Origin of the sequence: Tissierella simiarum (genome assembly GCF_018917865.1) — a bacterium.
Taxonomy (GTDB): domain Bacteria; phylum Bacillota; class Clostridia; order Tissierellales; family Tissierellaceae; genus Tissierella_C; species Tissierella_C simiarum.
Window position 1 is genome coordinate 22,063 of record NZ_JAHLPM010000007.1, and the last position, 16,499, is coordinate 38,561.

Sequence of the window (16,499 nt, forward strand, 5' to 3'; positions counted from 1 at the left end):
CCTCCAATTATTATAAAATTAGTCCAACTATCGTTGGACTATTTAAGATTAAGACTATTCTTTAAAAGTCTTAATGCTTCTTCTGGATATTTTTTAGCCATTACTCCTAAAGAAGCCATAATATAATGATTGTCAATGAGTATTTCTGCCTCTTTATTTGGTAATAATTCATTTCCTTTATTACTCAAAGCTATCTCTTTTAAAATAGATACTCTGTTTGGTAAACGAGTTAAGGCTCCACCAGTACCAATTATATACTTAACTTGTGTTAAATCCTTACCTTCCGCTATGGTGTTTTTCCCTCCAGGACCATATAAATGTCTTAAATGTCCAGCATGACGTTTAACTCCCGTAATAGTAGCATGAAGTGCCAATTTTTCTACAAATTGTTTCTCTAAATCTGTTACTGGTATTGGTTTATGATATAATATTATGTTTTCTAGTTCTTCCATAGTTATATTTAGTTCCTTTACTAGCTCTTCTTTCCCAACCATTTCTACTATATTATGCATATTCACATATACACCTAAATCACCTTCTACCGTTCTTTTAGCTAAAGGTTCAGGATTAATTAAAATTCTTGAGACTTCATCACTGTCTTTTGTCACAGAATGAATATCTGAGGTTGCTCCTCCTACATCAATGGTTATTAAATCACCTATTGAATCATAAAGCAATTGACTGGCTTCCATAACTGCCCCAGGTGTAGGCATTATAGGACCTGTAACCATTTCTCTTACTTTTTGCATTCCTGGAGCATGGATAATATGCTTTTCAAATACCTGTTGAATTACTTTTCTAGTCGGTTCAATATTTAATTCATCAATCTTAGGATAAACATTATCTACAATATAAAGTTCTGTATCTTTGTCATTAAATATTTCTAATACTTCATCATGATTTTCAATATTTCCTGCATAAATTACTGGTATATTAAGATTTAAATCTGCAATAAGTTCAGAATTATGAAGAGCTGTATCCCTTTCACCATAGTCCACTCCACCAGCAATAAGTATTATATTTGGGTTAATCTCTTTGATCTTCTTTAGATCAGACTTTCTTAACTTGCCTGCAGTTATATATTTAATATTAGCTCCAGCTCCTAATGCAGCTTCTTTGGCAGCTTTAACCGTCATATCGTAGACTAGACCGTGAACCGTCATTCTTAGTCCTCCTGCTGCACTACTGGTAGCTATTAGCTCTTTATACTCTATAGTTTCTTGACTTAGATTTTTAGATAAATCATTAATTGCTCCTTTAAGACCAATGTTTACATCACCTTCTAAAACAGTAGTTGCAGATTGACCCTGCCCAATAAATTTTGGGCAGGAATCTAAATCATTAAAAGCATTCACTACAGTAGTAGTACTACCTATTTCAGCTACTAAAATATCAATTCTCATTTGCTAACTCTCTTCTTTTCTTAACTAAAAATGTAGCAACATGGTCTCCTTTTGAACCTCTTCCAAAGCCAGCATCCATACCATTTTCTACAGCTAATTCATTGGAAACTTGAGTTCCTCCTGCAGCAAGGATGATTTTATCTCTTATACCTTTTTCAATACATAGTTCATGAAGTTTTTTCATATTTTTATAGTGAATATCATCGTGACTTATTATAGTTGAAGATAGTATAGCATCTGCATTTAATTCAATAGCAGCATCTACTAGCTTTTCAACAGGTATGGATGTACCTAATATATGGCACTCTATACCAAATCTCTCTATACCACCATGTTTAATATCGATTATTTCCCTTAATCCAACGGAATGTTCGTCTTCACCGACAGTAGCTGCAACTATTTTCATCGGTTTTTCTTTAATATCATTTCTAATTTCATCTTCTGTTAATATTTCTGGCTTAGGTGGTATAACTAAATCATCTATATCTATATTAAAGGCTACTCTTCCTTTTAGTTCTATACGAGTTCCTTCAGCTTCTTGCATAATCTCTTTATGAATTACTTCTACATCTTCTAAGCCTAATTTTTTACCTATTTCTATAGCAGCAAATTCAGCTACTCTCTCTTCCGTTGGTAGGAATAGAGTCATTAATATGATTCCATCACCTAACCATTCCATTTCAGGTTTTATTTTTGAAGATTTTCTAAGTTCTTCAACTTCTTTAAGTCTTACATTGACATTATCATTTTCATCTAACTCATCAATAAATATGATTTTACTTGGATCTTCAAAAGTACCTCCACCTATTAAAGAAGCTGGATTATCAATTAAAGATTCATCATATTGTCCAATATTATTATATCCAAAATGAGCTGTAACAGGAGCCATATAATCAGTATCTCTTTCAAATACTGTACCTTCGCCTACACCAGCATCAATCTTTCTAACTATTCCATCTCCATTTCTTTCTGGATAATAACCAGAATCAACAAAGAATCCACTTTCTACAGCTTTAAAGTATCCTCCTACTTCAAGAATCTCCTCCATAAATAGAATAGCTCTTTCTTTTAGCTCTCTAACAGTTTCAGCTAATTCTCCTTCATTCCTCTTTAACTCTACCATAGCACCTAAACCATCCATACCTGCAAATGCTTGCCTAGCCGTATCTACAGCTTCAATATTATATATATGCCAAGGAACATTTCTTCCTTCATCAGGTGTAATAGTTGATTGAATATCTGCTCTAGTAAGTTGAGATATTAAAAGGTTTAATACATGGGTTACTGTAGCTTCTCTAGTTGAAGACTCCATATATTTTGTATTCATTTGAGCTCTCATCTTGTATTCGGCAAACAATTCCCTTAAAGCCACAGCATAAGGTAAATCCAATCTCATACATGGAGCTGGAGGAGCTGTTGGTGGTACTGTTGATAGACAAATATTTTGTTTTTTCATTCCAACCTTTACTGAGAATATAGAATTTATAGCATGTTGTACCATTAGTTCAGGCATTACTTTCCAAGCTTCCCTCGCAGTAGCATTGGCATTATGTGCACCATCAATTTGAGCTATATCTGCCCATGCCATAACCCTTTTAGCAGCAGCAGCATCTACAAAGGATCTTATCATATTAATATTTCTATATAGCACATTATATTGAGGGTCTTGGTGAGCCCCATTAACTCCTTCTTCTGCAAACATCACTGCTATTTCAGGTCCTGCTACTCCACTAATGTAAGAGTGATAGTTAATTGGTCTTCCCACTTCATCTTCAATATAATCTAAAGCCTTTCTTTGTGCTCTTACTTGCTTTCTTGTTATTGGAATTCCACCTACGCCTTGTGGTGTTCCTTCTATTAGACTTTCAAAGTGAGATTGTCCAGCAGTTCTAATAACCATTATATGATCTGCTCCATGCCATGCAGCCATTCTCATACGTCTAATATCATCTTCAAATCTACCTGAAGCGATTTCCGTTGTAATTACTGCTTTTGGTTGTGGATCTATGGAATCAAAGTATTTTGCTGCAGGTAATGGCTGACTATTTTCTAAAGGTAAAGATGAATCGTAATACTCAAATTTTCCTATCTGTCTATTTTCACCTGCACCTTCTCTCCAATGCCAACCTCTTCTTCTAGGTGTATATTTATCTATGTCCTTTAATATAAATTCAATATCAAGCTTTTCATTTGGTTTAAGTTCCACTAGTTCACACCTCCCTTGAATAGGACTACTACGTCATCCCACATTTGTCCATTAACTAATCTAAGTCCTGCTTCTCTTATATCCATATTTTTACCTTTAGCAAGTTTATATACTATATGACCTGCTCCTTTTCCTAATAGACCTCTATCCATAGCACCATCAACTATAGCCTTTGCTTCTAAGCTTGAGAATCCCATTCTTAGAAGAACAGACCTTTCAATAGATGGAGTAGTGTTCTTTTCTGCAAGATCTATTAGTGGGTCAACAATTTTTTCAGCTAATTCCCAAAATCTTTGTTCAAGTTCTTCTTCGGATAAATTAGCTAAATGTTTTCTTCTTTCTTGAAAATCATCTGCTCTTGTCATTTCACTACCTCCTATTAATATCCTACTCCTAGTTCATCAAGGATTTGTTTAACAAAATCCAAATTAGATTTTGTGTCTTCAACTAGGAAATTCATGTCTTCTTTAGTAACCTTTTCAACCTTAAGATTTTCAATACAATTTCTTATATAAGATCTTCTCGTTTTATCTAATTCTAATTCTTCAATTTTTATATAGCTTGGATCCTTAGGAAGGATAATATTTTTTCCTGGTATTTCTTGCGCAGGATCACCAATTAATATTTCAATACCATTTTCCTTTGCAAAAGTTAATTGAGGTTGTATATGCTTTCCTGCACCAGTATATTCTGTTTCTTGAACTACTATGATTTGATCCTCATCCATTTCTTGAGCAAGTTTAAAAGCTGCAACTAAAGAAGTGTTTCCAGCAGGTCCTCTTTCTAATCCTTCAAGTTGAGCTAATACTTCTGTCATATAGAACACAGAGCCTTGATTCATAGTTACATATCTATCTATATATCTTAATGGTCTTGCAGCAGACCTTGGAACGTCTGATCTATCTGGCCAAGTAGCAAAAGGTATCCCAAAGCCAGTATGACCTGTGGTAAAGGATTTTTTATTAAACTGAGTATCACTAGCCATGTGTAATCCTTGTAAGCTAACACTAGCTCCAACAATTTCAGTATCAGTAGCACCTGCCTTAATTAAACCTCTAGCTGTTCCAGTTAAGTTTCCACCACCTGCATTAGTAACAACTACCACATCTGGATCCTTACCTTCTCTTTCTCTAAATTCCATAGATAATTCATAACCTAAAGTTTCAACTCCAGCAATTCCAAAAGGAGTATATAAAGAAGCATTAAAATATCCTGTTTCTTCTAACATTATTAAGAAAGTATAAAATAACTCTGGTCCTACAGATAATTGAACTACTTCAGCCCCATAAGCTTCACATGCTCTAGCTTTTTCTATAATTTCTGGCTGTCCTATTCCTCTAGAATCATAACATTCTTGTACTATTATACATTTAAGTCCTCTCATAGCAGCTTGTGAAGCTACTGCGGCACCATAATTTCCACTAGTAGCAGCAATAACTCCCTTATATCCTAATCTCTCAGCATGGTAACAGCTGGTAGCAGCTCTTCTAGCCTTAAAGCTACCCGATGGATTACCTGCTTCATCTTTTATAAATATTCTAGCCCCTTTTCCTTTTGGTGCAAATTTTCTTGCAAGTTTAGTTAAATTTCTAAGTTCAAGTACAGGGGTATTTCCTACTCCAGTTTCTCTCTGTATTCTTTCAATTTCTTGTAGACTATATCCTGTTTCTTTCATCATTCTTTCATAATCAAAAGCAACACTACCAGACTCAAATATTTCATAGTCTATTCCTATAGCTTTTTTCATTATTTCGCCTTTTCTAGCCATTACAGCTTCAAAACTCATATCCCTAGTCATTTTATTCACCATCCTTTGCTATTAATTCTCTTACTTGACGACCAATATACAGTAGCTCTGGAACACATTTTCCAAAATCGTGTTTATAATATGGATTAACCTCTATTAAAGTACCTTCGATTTTTCTTCCAATATAAGTCTCTACTTCTACAGTATCACCTATATTAGCACTTTCGTTAATTAAAAACCCTTTATCCCACATTTCTAAAGGAACATTTTGTGTATCCTCTGGAATATGAGGAGATCTTTCTCCTGCTTTTAAAACTATATTATGAATTCTTACCCAATCACCTTTTTTAGCATTCATTTATATCCCTTCCTTTCTATCTAAATAGAGGCCTAATATCTTAGGCCTTATATTATCTTTCTATTAAATCTCTCATGTCCCCCATTATTGCTCTTGGAACTGGTAAGTCTATCATTGTCTTTAATCCTGGTCTTGCATTAATTACATTTGGAATCATATTAACAGTCATAGCAATAGTTCCAATTCCTCCTGGTACCTCTGGAGTAATGGACATATTAATATTAGGTGTTCCCTTAATTGTAATATAATCTCCAGTAGTTCCACCTTCTAATTGTGGTTCTACTTGTTGTGGATGAAGCATTTCAATTTTTAGTTCTCCATCTACATATCCAAACCCTTTCATATTACATCCTGCAACATCTCCAGGTTGAACTTCCTTATAAGGAGCTTTTCTATATACATTAGATACTATTGGAGCTCTCGTAAGTTTAATATCATCGCTTAATTTCCATCCTAAAGCATCAGAAATCATAGTTATAGATTCTGGGAATCCAACGTGGCCTGCTAAATCGTTTTCATTAACTCTTCTGTTAAATTCATCTACAGTTATTCCTACTCCTTGTCCATGCATTACAGCTGGTCCAAATGGTGAAAGATTGTTAATCCTTTCTGCTTTTATACTTTCTACATCAATACAAGCACCTGTTAATGTAATTACAAGTAAATCCATAATAAGTCCCGGGTTTATTCCAGTGCCTAAAACTGTAACACCGTTTTCCTTCGCTATTCTATCTAACTCTTCAGCAAGCTCTGGCTCTTGTGCTTGAGGATAAGCCATTTCTTCCGCAGTTGATACTACATTGATTTTTCTTTCAAGACAGTATTTCATCTTATCAAATGAATCTCTTGTAAAAGAATCAGTAGCAATTACTACAATATCAGCAGCTCCTTCTTTAATAACATCTTCGTAGGATCCTGTAAGTAAATCTTCTCTATCTCCTCTTTCAATGTCTAAGAAGTTATACATGCTCTTTCCTATTTTATCTCCTCTTACCACTGCTCCTACTATGTCTACACCTTTCTTGTTAAGAAGCATCTCAGCAATTCCTTTTCCCATTGCACCTAAACCCCAAATTATAACTTTAACATTTTCTCTTTCCATAATAAAAACACCTCCAAAATATATTTAAATATTTATTATGCAATATCTCTGCCAACTCTATTAATATTACTATTTTTTTATTAAACATACTCATTTTCAGTATTCTAATAATTATTTAAGTCTTATTGCTTAAATGTTTTGAAAAATCTCTTCAAAAAACGCAAAATTATTTGCACTATCTGCAAATAATTTTGCGTTACATATTATATTTCTTTAATTTATGTTGTAATGTTTGTCTTTTAATTCCTAAATCTTTCGCAGATTGAGATATATTATTATTATTTTTAATTAAAATATTTAATATTATATCTTTTTCCATCTCTTCTAACATTAAAGGTAAAGGCTGATTTTTATTATTAAAAATAGATGCTTTAGTTAAAGGTTTATCTTTTATTATATGAAGTGAAGATATAAAGTCATCTTTTTCTAAAATTTTATCTGTAGAGGATATAAAGTTCATGGCTCCTTCTATGACATTCTCTAACTCTCTGACATTCCCTGGCCAAGAGTAATCAAAAAATGAGTTTATCACGTCATTAGAAATTCTCTCTACTGTTTTTCCCAGTATAGGGTTATATTTCTTTATGAAATGATTACATAAAATTGGTATATCGCTTTTCCGCTCCCTTAAAGGTGGTATATATATATATATTACATTTAATCTATAATAAAGATCCCTTCTAATAGTTCCCTTCTTAAGACTTTCTACAGGATCTTCATTAGTAGTAGCAATAATCTTTACGTCAACGGGTATTTCTTTAATTCCTCCAACACGTCTTATATAGCCTTCTTGCAATACCCTCAAAAGTTTGGCTTGTAAAGGTAATGACATAGAGTTAATCTCATCCAGCATTAAAGTACCACTATTTGCTTGTTCAAATATGCCCTCTCTTTCTACAGCACCAGTAAAGCCACCTTTATCTGTACCAAATAAAATTCCCTCTAGTAAAGATTCGGGTATAGCAGCACAATTCTGAGCAATAAAAGGTTTGTTCTTCCGAGACCCTTGATAATGTATACTTTGACCAAATAGCTCTTTTCCTGATCCAGTTTCACCATATATTAATACACTAGAAGCTGAATTACTAGCCTTTTTTCCAATCTCAATAGACCTTAAAATAGATGGATCTTCGCCGATAATATCATTAAAAGTATATCTTCTTATCTTATTCTTATCTTCTTTATTCTTTACTTTGGAAGATTTAAGTTCTTTTTGTAAATCAATTAACTGATCAGATAAATTTTTAATATGGGTTACATTATTAGCAATTTCCAAAGCTCCTACAACCTGTTGGTTTAATAAAAGAGGAATAGTAGAATTTATAGTAGTTATCCGCTGTCCTTTAAAGTTCAAATAGGTTTGAGTACTATTTAAGATGGGTTCTCCTGTATGAAGTACCTTAATTAAAGTAGAAGTATCTTCATTTAAACTTGGAAATATTTCTAATATATCTTTTTCCATTACTTGGTCAACTTCTAATCCTTCGAGATTAGCCATTACTTTGTTATATATTACTGTTCGACGTTCATAATCTATGACATGAATACCAATGTCTGTATGCTGCAAAATATTTTGCAGTACGATTTCATTTAAATCCAATTTTTTCATGCTATCCATCCTTAGTTTATTAATTTAATGGTATTTTTATAATGAAAGTAGTTCCTTCTTCTAATTGGCTTCTAACTTTGATGGTTCCATTAAAAATTGATACAATATGTTTCACTATAGCAAGACCTAAACCTGTACCTCCTACTTGCCTAGATCTAGACTTATCCACTCTATAAAACCTTTCGAAAATTCTTTCTTGATGTTCTTTACTTACTCCTACTCCATTATCTATTACTTCTATTAGTAAGTTATCTCTTTCATTTTTGGCTTTGACTTTAACAAATCCTCCTGGTGGAGTATATTTGATTCCATTGTCCACAAGATTTATCATCATTTGTTTAAAATAATTATAATTTCCTTTAATAAAAGAAGTTCCTTTTCGTACCTCTTTTATTAAAGTTATACTTTTATTCAATGCTTTACTATTTAAAATCTGAAATACCTCATCTATAACTTCTTCCACGTATATAAGCTCTTTTAACAAATCATGTTTCTTGTTTTCCACTTCGGATAGAAGCAATAAATCATTGGTTAAAGCATTTAGTCTATTTACTTCTATATCCATAATATTTAAAAATTTATTCGCAACATTTCTATCTTCTATAGCACCTTCTTTTAGGGTTTCAATAAATCCTTTTAAAGAAGTTAAAGGTGTTTTTAATTCATGAGATACATTGGCAACAAAATCTGCCCTTACCATCTCTAATTTTCTTAATTTACTTATATCTTGTATAATCAAAACCACTCCTATTTTTTTGGTTGGATCTTTAGTAGAAGTGATTGAATTAGAGTACAAGTTTATAACCTTATGATTTGACAAGGTCATTTCTACTTCCTGTTTATAAAAAGAACCTTGAGCTATGACTTCAGTGATAATCTCTTTAAATCTGTCTTCTATCAAAATCTCATCAATGTTTTTTCCCATAATATCTTCTTTAATATTTAAAATATTTTGGGCAAAAGGATTTATAAGAATTACATTTAAACTATTATCGAAAGCAATTACACCATTATCTATACTGGTTAAAGTCGCTTCTAACTTTGTATTAGCTCCTTGCAATTCTTTTATTGTATCTTGAAGTTTAGTACCCATTAGATTAAAATTTTGAACTAAATTGTCCATATCTTTATCGCCATAGAAGTCAATCTTTTCATCATATTTTCCTTTAATGATACTCTGAGTAGCTTTAGTAATATCCTTATAAGGTTTGGTTGCATGTTCTAAATACCTTAGACCTATTAAAAAAGCTATTAACAATCCAGTTACTATTGATATAACCATATATTTACCAAAAGTATCATTTACTTCTTTTAAATCTCTTGAATATACTGTCATATTTATATGAGTAATAAATTGACTTTTAACTTCTACAGTTTTGGTAAATAATATATCTAAAGGTTTAGCATTATTTTCTATTCCCATATCGTGAGTAGACACTAGAGACCCATCTTTTAAGGTTAATATTATTTTAGTACCTATTAGCTTTGAATAATTATCAACTAGATTTTCTAATTCTTTCTTATCAAAAGTTCTTCTTTCTTCTAATAAATCTTTCAATAAAAGTATATTTGATTCAACCTTTTCTTCTAAATTTCTTACATAAATGGTTTTCTGAAAATTCAAAGATACAAAACCAGTAATAATACTGCTTGAAATGACTAATATTAGAAAAGTTATCGTTATTCTCTTTCGCATGTTTTAGCTCTATAAAATCTACGGACTTATACAGTCATTGTAGATTTTATTCATACACTAATACTTTTAATTAGTGTACATAATAGCATCTCTCTACAATGCTATACCATAGGCCAACGGTGTTTCTATTCACCTCTTTTCATTAAGTCAAGCAACTAATTTTCTATAGTGAAAATGTAGAGTAGTCGATTAATTCATTTTTTATAGGATTTTCTTAAATATTATAGTTAGTTCTATTAATTTTATATCCTACACCTCTTACAGTTTCAATGTATTGAGGGTTTTTGTCATCTTGTTCTATTTTTTTTCTTAAATTTCTAATATGCACATCCACAGTCCTAGTTTCTCCGTAATAATCATAGCCCCAGACCATATCTAAAAGTGTATTCCTAGATAATACTTTGCCACTATTTTCTAATAAAATTCTTAAAAGTTCAAATTCCTTTAAAGTCAATTCTATAGGTATACCATCTCTAGTCACTTCATATTTTTCTAAATCTATTTTGACATCTCCCAAAACAATTATCTTTTCATTGAAATCCTTATTTTTTTCTCCACTTCTCCTTAATACAGCCTTTACTCTTGCTGTTAATTCTTTAATACTAAAAGGTTTAGTAATATAGTCATCAGCCCCAATCTCTAAACCGTATACTTTATCTGTTTCGCTAGTTTTAGCTGTCAACATTATTATTGGTATATCTTTACTTTGATCTCTTTTTAGTATTTTACAGACCTCTAGACCATCTATTAATGGAAGCATTAAGTCTAAAATTATCAGATCAAATCTTTCCTTAGAAATTAAATTTAAAGCTTCTTCACCATCATAAGCAGTTTTGACACTATAACCTTGGTTTTCTAGATTATATTTAACTAGCTCTACAATGTGTATCTCATCATCTACTACTAATATTTTAGTATTCATTACTACACTCCTTTTCATCTACTTTAAGCATTATAGCAGCTATCATCCTATTTTTTATACCTTTTTCTTTCCTATAGGAGTAGAATCTATGAGTATTACAGCTTGTACAGGTAGTAGTTGAGTATATATTTTCTTTTTTAATTCCACTATTTTCAAGATTTGTCCTATTAACTTTCCACAAGTCTAAATAAATTTTATTGCCCCTTTTGATTAAAATAGAATCATAATTTGGATATCTATCTAAAAATAATTCTTCCACATCTTTTCCTACCTCATAACAACAAGGACCTATAGATGGACCAATTACTGCCATTATATCTTGAGGATCAGAGCTATAATATTTGATCATATTTTTTATAATATTTTCACCAATATTATTTAATGTTCCCTTCCATCCTGCATGAGCTAAAGCTATAACTTTTTTATTTGTATCTAAGAAATATATTGGTACACAATCAGCATGATAGGTGGTCAATATTATTCCGGGAATATTTGTAATAATTCCATCTATTTCTTCCTTTAATAAATCTCTAGAATTTATATTGTCATTATCTATAATTAAAATGTCTATCCCATGCACCTGTTTAGTTGAAAAAATTTTCTCTTCGGATACATTAAATATTTTACTTAGATTAGAAAATAGCTTATCTTGTTCCCATCCAATCCTCGTTGAAAATAGATGTTCTGTCAAATTTGTATTTTTCAACTCTTCAATTTCATAATATAAAATTTCATTTCTATATACTGATGATATGCCCATTATCTCACCTCTAGTTTATTTTCCTTCATCTAACATTTTCTTTAACTCTTCCATAAAGGTATTTAAATCTTTAAATTGTCTATACACAGAGGCAAACCTTACATAAGCAACCTCATCAATGTTTTTAAGTTTAGTCATAACCATTTCACCGATTTGCTGACTTGTTACCTCTTTTTCTAAGGAGTTAGATAAGGTTTTCTCAATATCATCTGCAATATTTTCAATAGTATTCATGGAAACAGGTCTTTTTTCACAAGCTTTTATAACACCGTTTAATAATTTATTTCTATCATAAGACTGTCTATTTCCATCTTTTTTAACTACGATTAAAGGTATTTCTTCTATCTTTTCATAAGTTGTAAATCGTTTTGAGCACTTAATACATTCTCTCCTTCTTCTTATAGCCTGTCCTTCATCTGTTGGCCTAGAATCTACTACTTTGCTCTCAAAATACTCACAATATGGACACCTCATTTTCTCACCTCTTCCTGCGTTTCTACACCTTAATTATAATATATGAGCTAATAATTGTCTAATATGTTATTCTTCTATATTTAAGTCAACTAATATTGCATCAGTACCAATTTTCACTATATCTTCCCATTCAATAATTAAATCATTATTTTTTCCAAAAAAACTTAACATCTTTCCTGAACCAGGTAAAACTAAAGCTATTACTTTGCCTTTTTCTAAGTCAATTTCAAAATCATAAACAAGTCCAATTTTAGCTCCATTGTTTACATTTATTACTTCTTTTTCTCTCATATCAGATAATTTTACCATTACCTCACCCTCTTCCTATATTTATATATTAATATGTATATTTTATAATAGGGCTAAAATATGCATAGAGTTTATGAGGTAATGGTTATTATTTATACAAGTTTTCTCATTTGCTTTAAAGCATTCTTCTCCAATCTAGAAACTTGGGCTTGAGATATACCTATTTCTTCTGCTACTTCCATCTGTGTCTTTCCTTCATAAAACCTTAAATTTAAAATTAACTTTTCTCTATCATTTAATCTACTTAAAGCTTCCCTAAGTGCAATACCTTTTAACCATACTTCATCTTCAGATTTTTCATCTTTAACCTGATCCATTACAAAAATAGCATCCCCACTATCATGATATATGGGCTCAAATAAGGATATAGGTTCTTGAATCGCATCTAGGGCAAATACAACTTCTTCCTTTGGTAGATTCAATTCTTCTGCAATTTCACTAATTGTTGGTTCTCTTAAATTTTTATTTACTAAGTGGTCCCTAGCTTGTAAAGCCTTATAGGCTACATCTCTTAAGGATCTACTTACTCTAATGGAGTTATTATCTCTAAGATACCTTCTAATTTCTCCTATTATCATAGGCACTGCATAAGTAGAAAATCGAACGTTGTGACTCAAATCAAAATTATCTATAGCCTTTATTAATCCGATACATCCTACTTGAAATAAATCGTCTACGTGTTCACCTCTTCTATTAAACCGTTGAATTATACTTAATACTAGTCTTAAATTACCTTGAATAAATTGCTCTCTCGCTTGCATATCTCCAGCTTTAATTTTTATAAATAATTCTTGCATTTGATCATTAGTTAAAACAGGTAATTTTGCAGTATTAACTCCACAAATTTCCACCTTATTTGTGTGCATCCTATTTTCATCCTTTCATGATGTATTGCCCCTTTCAAATAAAATTATTACCTCTAATCCTTTTTTTATTCATTCATTCTTATGTATTAAAAATCATTTTAAATAAAAAAGTTCCCATTGAAGCGAACTTCAACAGGAACTTTTTACATAAGTCTTACCATTTCTTTTTTTAATCTTTTTATTATTCTTTTTTCTAAACGAGATATATATGATTGAGAAATTCCTAGTAAATCTGCAACTTCTTTTTGCGTTTTTTCTTTTCCATTAACTAGTCCAAACCGTAATTCTACAATAGTTTTTTCCCTAGTAGATAATTTATTTATTGCTTGATTTAGTAATTCTTTGTCTACTTCTTCTTCTAAAAATTTGAAAATCACATCTCCTTCAGTTCCCAAAATATCCGATAATAAAAGTTCATTCCCATCCCAATCTACATTCAATGGTTCATCAAAAGATACTTCATTTTTGGTTTTGCTAGTTCTTCTTAAATACATTAAAATTTCATTTTCTATACATTTAGAAGCATAGGTAGCCAACTTAATATTTTTATCTGGATCAAAAGTATTTACAGCCTTGATTAATCCAATAGTACCAATAGATATTAAATCTTCTATAGATATTCCAGTGTTTTCAAACTTTCTAGCTATGTAAACTACCAACCTTAAATTTCTTTCAATTAAGACACTCTTTATCGAATCATCATACTTCAATCTAGACAAAAAATAAACTTCTTCTTCTGGTTTTAAAGGTGGAGGTAATACTTCTCCACTACCAATATAATATATACCTTCAAGAAGATTAAATTTTTTAAGTATTTTATATAAGCATAACTTAGCTTTAATCTTAATCTTATCCAACATTCTCATATTTGTTCCCCCTGTCCTAATATTTCAGGATGTAATAGACCATTATATTGATGGTCCGTTGATAACTTTTCATTATATATTCCTACAATTATATCTTTATTTATTTCTTTCCTTCCATCTTTAAAAGAAATAACAACATAATCAGGTTTAAAACCAATTATCATTCCATTCGTGTTTCCAATGGATTTATAAGGAATGAGTCTTAACACCATTTTATCTTTGACCTCATCCATTATTTTTCCCATATGTTCTAAATCTTTATCTCTATTATTCATATACATTTCAATAACATTTGAGGGTAATATGTAGTCTAAAGCTTCAAATTCGGCAATTATAACTGGTGTCTTAGTTATTGGTTCTTTTAAAGAATTACCTGTATCAATTAGAGCTGTAAAGTATGCTTTCTTTTGATTCAGTGCTACTGTTACTTTAGTTAAATAATTTTCTTTATTTACTTTAACAAAGTAGTACTTCAGTATATTCTTAATAAGAATTGTTGCTACGACTATTCCTAGTATTAAATATTTTACTGGAAATCCCTTTATATTCAATTTGAATATAGAATTCGGAGTATTATTTGATATAAAATAAATACCAATACTAGCTCCAGCAAAAATAAAAGAGACAACATAAAAAGCAGATATCTGTTTTAAAAATAGATTAAGTCGATTTGGATTAAAAGCTAATATAATAATCAAGATAGATAAACAAAATTTAATAGAAAACTTAGTCATAAATTGCAGTGATGGGAAAAAAAAGACTAAAGTATAAATAGAACCAACAATAGCAGCTAATAACATTCTTAATCTAGTAGTTTTCGTTCTCGTTATGCTTTTCGCAACATATAATATAATATAGTTAATAATTGCATTTTCTATTAATAGGTATTCTGCAAATATGTACAAAAGAATACCTCCTTTATAAATATTATACTAGAAGCTTATTCAAATAATTATTACTTTATGTATATTATAAATTATTTTTTATAAAAAATTTGTCAATATTTAATTATTAAAAAAAACGTATCTCTTCAATAAGATACGTTTTTTGACCATTCTCTCTTAATTATTTTTATCTCTTCTTCTAAGGAATATAGGAATATCTAAATCTTCAACCTCAGATTTACTAGCTGCTACTTCTTCTTCTCCTTCTTTTTGTTGAGAATCAAGACCAGCTTTTAGACTTTTAGTTTTGGGATTATCTGCCTTTTCTATGTCAAAGCCTGTCGCAATAACAGTTATTTTTATTTCATCTTTCAGACTTTCATCAATTCCTGCTCCAAAAATAATATTTGCGTCTTGATCAACTGATTGTCTTATTAAATCAGCAGCTTCATTAACTTCAAAAATTCCTAAATCTGCTCCACCAGTAATATTTAAAAGAACAGCTTTTGCCCCTTCAATTGATGTTTCTAACAATGGACTTTTTACAGCTTGTTTGGCAGCTTCTGTAGCTCTATTATCACCAGAAGATTGTCCTATACCCATATGAGCTATCCCTCTATCATGCATAATAGTTTTTACGTCAGCAAAGTCTAAGTTAATTAAATTTGGTACAGCTATTAAGTCTGATATACCTTGAATTCCTTGTTTCAACACTTCATCAGCCATTATAAATGCCTCTACCATTGTAGTCTTCTTTTCAGCTACTTGGAGAAGTCTATCATTTGGAATTGTAACCAAAGTATCTACTTTATTCTTTAATTCTTCAATTCCTCTTTCAGCATGAACTAATCTTCTTTTTCCTTCAAAAGTAAAAGGTTTAGTTACAACTCCTACAGTCAGTATACCTAGTTCCTTTGCAATTTCAGCTACTACAGGGGCAGCACCAGTACCTGTTCCTCCCCCCATTCCAGCAGTTATAAAGATCATATCAGCACCTTTAATAGCATCCATTATTTCACTTCTATTTTCTTCTGCAGCCTTAGCACCAATATCTGGGTTTGCACCAGCTCCCAAACCTCTAGTAATCTTTTCTCCAATTTGAAGTTTAATTTCTGCTCTTGATGAATATAAAGCTTGTCTATCTGTGTTTAAAGCGATAAAGTCAATACCTCTTACTCCACAGTCAACCATTCTATTTACAGCATTGTTTCCTCCACCACCTACACCTACAACCTTTATCCTTGCAAATTGTTCCACATCCACATCAAAATCAAACACTTTTTTAAACCCCCTTATC

At 31.0% G+C, this 16,499-nt stretch carries 16 protein-coding genes; all 16 read right to left on the minus strand.

What is annotated here, in order from left to right:
• Positions 1-38: 38 nt before the first annotated feature.
• On the minus strand, positions 39-1,403 hold the full coding sequence (locus tag KQI42_RS09050) for a GlmL-related ornithine degradation protein (protein ID WP_216519028.1): 1,365 nt from the start codon (positions 1,401-1,403) through the stop codon (positions 39-41).
• On the minus strand, positions 1,393-3,609 hold the full coding sequence (gene oraE, locus KQI42_RS09055) for a D-ornithine 4,5-aminomutase subunit OraE (protein ID WP_216519030.1): 2,217 nt from the start codon (positions 3,607-3,609) through the stop codon (positions 1,393-1,395). Before oraE ends, KQI42_RS09050 begins: the two co-directional genes overlap by 11 nt.
• Positions 3,609-3,974: an ornithine aminomutase subunit alpha gene (locus KQI42_RS09060; protein WP_216519032.1), complete on the minus strand. Its 366-nt coding sequence runs from the start codon at positions 3,972-3,974 to the stop codon at positions 3,609-3,611. Before KQI42_RS09060 ends, oraE begins: the two co-directional genes overlap by 1 nt.
• Positions 3,975-3,988: 14 nt before the next feature.
• Positions 3,989-5,407, minus strand: coding sequence for a 2-amino-4-oxopentanoate thiolase subunit OrtB (gene ortB / locus KQI42_RS09065; RefSeq protein ID WP_216519034.1), 1,419 nt, complete (start codon positions 5,405-5,407; stop codon positions 3,989-3,991).
• 1 nt (position 5,408) lies between these two features.
• Positions 5,409-5,714 (minus strand): 2-amino-4-oxopentanoate thiolase subunit OrtA, encoded by a 306-nt coding sequence (ortA, locus tag KQI42_RS09070; protein ID WP_216519036.1) that lies wholly within the window; start codon positions 5,712-5,714, stop codon positions 5,409-5,411.
• Between the two features lie 52 nt (positions 5,715-5,766).
• Positions 5,767-6,816, minus strand: a complete 1,050-nt coding sequence (gene ord, locus KQI42_RS09075; RefSeq protein WP_216519038.1) for a 2,4-diaminopentanoate dehydrogenase — start codon at positions 6,814-6,816, stop codon at positions 5,767-5,769.
• A 196-nt stretch (positions 6,817-7,012) separates the two neighbouring features.
• A complete protein-coding gene (locus KQI42_RS09080) occupies positions 7,013-8,425 on the minus strand; it encodes a sigma-54 interaction domain-containing protein (protein ID WP_216519041.1) in 1,413 nt (470 codons plus the stop codon).
• 19 nt (positions 8,426-8,444) lie between these two features.
• Entirely contained in the window at positions 8,445-10,121 is a 1,677-nt protein-coding gene (locus tag KQI42_RS09085) for a sensor histidine kinase (protein WP_216519043.1), read from the minus strand.
• Positions 10,122-10,335: 214 nt separating this feature from the next.
• Positions 10,336-11,043, minus strand: a complete 708-nt coding sequence (locus tag KQI42_RS09090) for a response regulator (protein ID WP_216519045.1) — start codon at positions 11,041-11,043, stop codon at positions 10,336-10,338.
• A complete protein-coding gene (gene pgeF, locus KQI42_RS09095; protein WP_216519047.1) occupies positions 11,033-11,803 on the minus strand; it encodes a peptidoglycan editing factor PgeF in 771 nt (256 codons plus the stop codon). Before pgeF ends, KQI42_RS09090 begins: the two co-directional genes overlap by 11 nt.
• A 15-nt stretch (positions 11,804-11,818) precedes the next feature.
• Complete coding sequence (gene nrdR, locus KQI42_RS09100; protein WP_216519049.1) at positions 11,819-12,277, minus strand: transcriptional regulator NrdR; 459 nt, start codon at positions 12,275-12,277, stop codon at positions 11,819-11,821.
• A 66-nt stretch (positions 12,278-12,343) separates the two neighbouring features.
• Positions 12,344-12,586, minus strand: coding sequence for a YlmC/YmxH family sporulation protein (locus tag KQI42_RS09105; protein ID WP_216519051.1), 243 nt, complete (start codon positions 12,584-12,586; stop codon positions 12,344-12,346).
• Positions 12,587-12,678: 92 nt separating this feature from the next.
• Entirely contained in the window at positions 12,679-13,452 is a 774-nt protein-coding gene (gene sigG, locus KQI42_RS09110; protein WP_216519053.1) for an RNA polymerase sporulation sigma factor SigG, read from the minus strand.
• A 143-nt stretch (positions 13,453-13,595) separates the two neighbouring features.
• The gene (sigE, locus tag KQI42_RS09115) at positions 13,596-14,318 is read right to left on the minus strand and encodes an RNA polymerase sporulation sigma factor SigE (protein ID WP_281420391.1); all 723 of its coding nucleotides are present in this window, start codon (positions 14,316-14,318) and stop codon (positions 13,596-13,598) included.
• On the minus strand, positions 14,315-15,223 hold the full coding sequence (gene spoIIGA, locus KQI42_RS09120; RefSeq protein WP_216519055.1) for a sigma-E processing peptidase SpoIIGA: 909 nt from the start codon (positions 15,221-15,223) through the stop codon (positions 14,315-14,317). The genes sigE and spoIIGA overlap by 4 nt, the downstream gene beginning before the upstream one ends.
• A gap of 156 nt (positions 15,224-15,379) precedes the next feature.
• Positions 15,380-16,480, minus strand: coding sequence for a cell division protein FtsZ (ftsZ, locus tag KQI42_RS09125; RefSeq protein ID WP_216519057.1), 1,101 nt, complete (start codon positions 16,478-16,480; stop codon positions 15,380-15,382).
• Positions 16,481-16,499 lie beyond the last annotated feature (19 nt).

Bases quoted from the DNA above. Each gene is read 5' to 3' on its own strand.
- KQI42_RS09090 (WP_216519045.1), bottom strand. From the start codon at position 11,043: ATGAATACTAAAATATTAGTAGTAGATGATGAGATACACATTGTAGAG.
- pgeF (WP_216519047.1), bottom strand. From the start codon at position 11,803: ATGGGCATATCATCAGTATATAGAAATGAAATTTTATATTATGAAATT.
- KQI42_RS09080 (WP_216519041.1), bottom strand. From the start codon at position 8,425: ATGAAAAAATTGGATTTAAATGAAATCGTACTGCAAAATATTTTGCAG.
- ortA (WP_216519036.1), bottom strand. From the start codon at position 5,714: ATGAATGCTAAAAAAGGTGATTGGGTAAGAATTCATAATATAGTTTTA.
- sigE (WP_281420391.1), bottom strand. From the start codon at position 14,318: ATGAGAATGTTGGATAAGATTAAGATTAAAGCTAAGTTATGCTTATAT.
- sigG (WP_216519053.1), bottom strand. From the start codon at position 13,452: ATGCACACAAATAAGGTGGAAATTTGTGGAGTTAATACTGCAAAATTA.
- KQI42_RS09060 (WP_216519032.1), bottom strand. From the start codon at position 3,974: ATGACAAGAGCAGATGATTTTCAAGAAAGAAGAAAACATTTAGCTAAT.
- KQI42_RS09105 (WP_216519051.1), bottom strand. From the start codon at position 12,586: ATGGTAAAATTATCTGATATGAGAGAAAAAGAAGTAATAAATGTAAAC.
- ord (WP_216519038.1), bottom strand. From the start codon at position 6,816: ATGGAAAGAGAAAATGTTAAAGTTATAATTTGGGGTTTAGGTGCAATG.
- KQI42_RS09085 (WP_216519043.1), bottom strand. From the start codon at position 10,121: ATGCGAAAGAGAATAACGATAACTTTTCTAATATTAGTCATTTCAAGC.
- ortB (WP_216519034.1), bottom strand. From the start codon at position 5,407: ATGACTAGGGATATGAGTTTTGAAGCTGTAATGGCTAGAAAAGGCGAA.
- KQI42_RS09050 (WP_216519028.1), bottom strand. From the start codon at position 1,403: ATGAGAATTGATATTTTAGTAGCTGAAATAGGTAGTACTACTACTGTA.
- nrdR (WP_216519049.1), bottom strand. From the start codon at position 12,277: ATGAGGTGTCCATATTGTGAGTATTTTGAGAGCAAAGTAGTAGATTCT.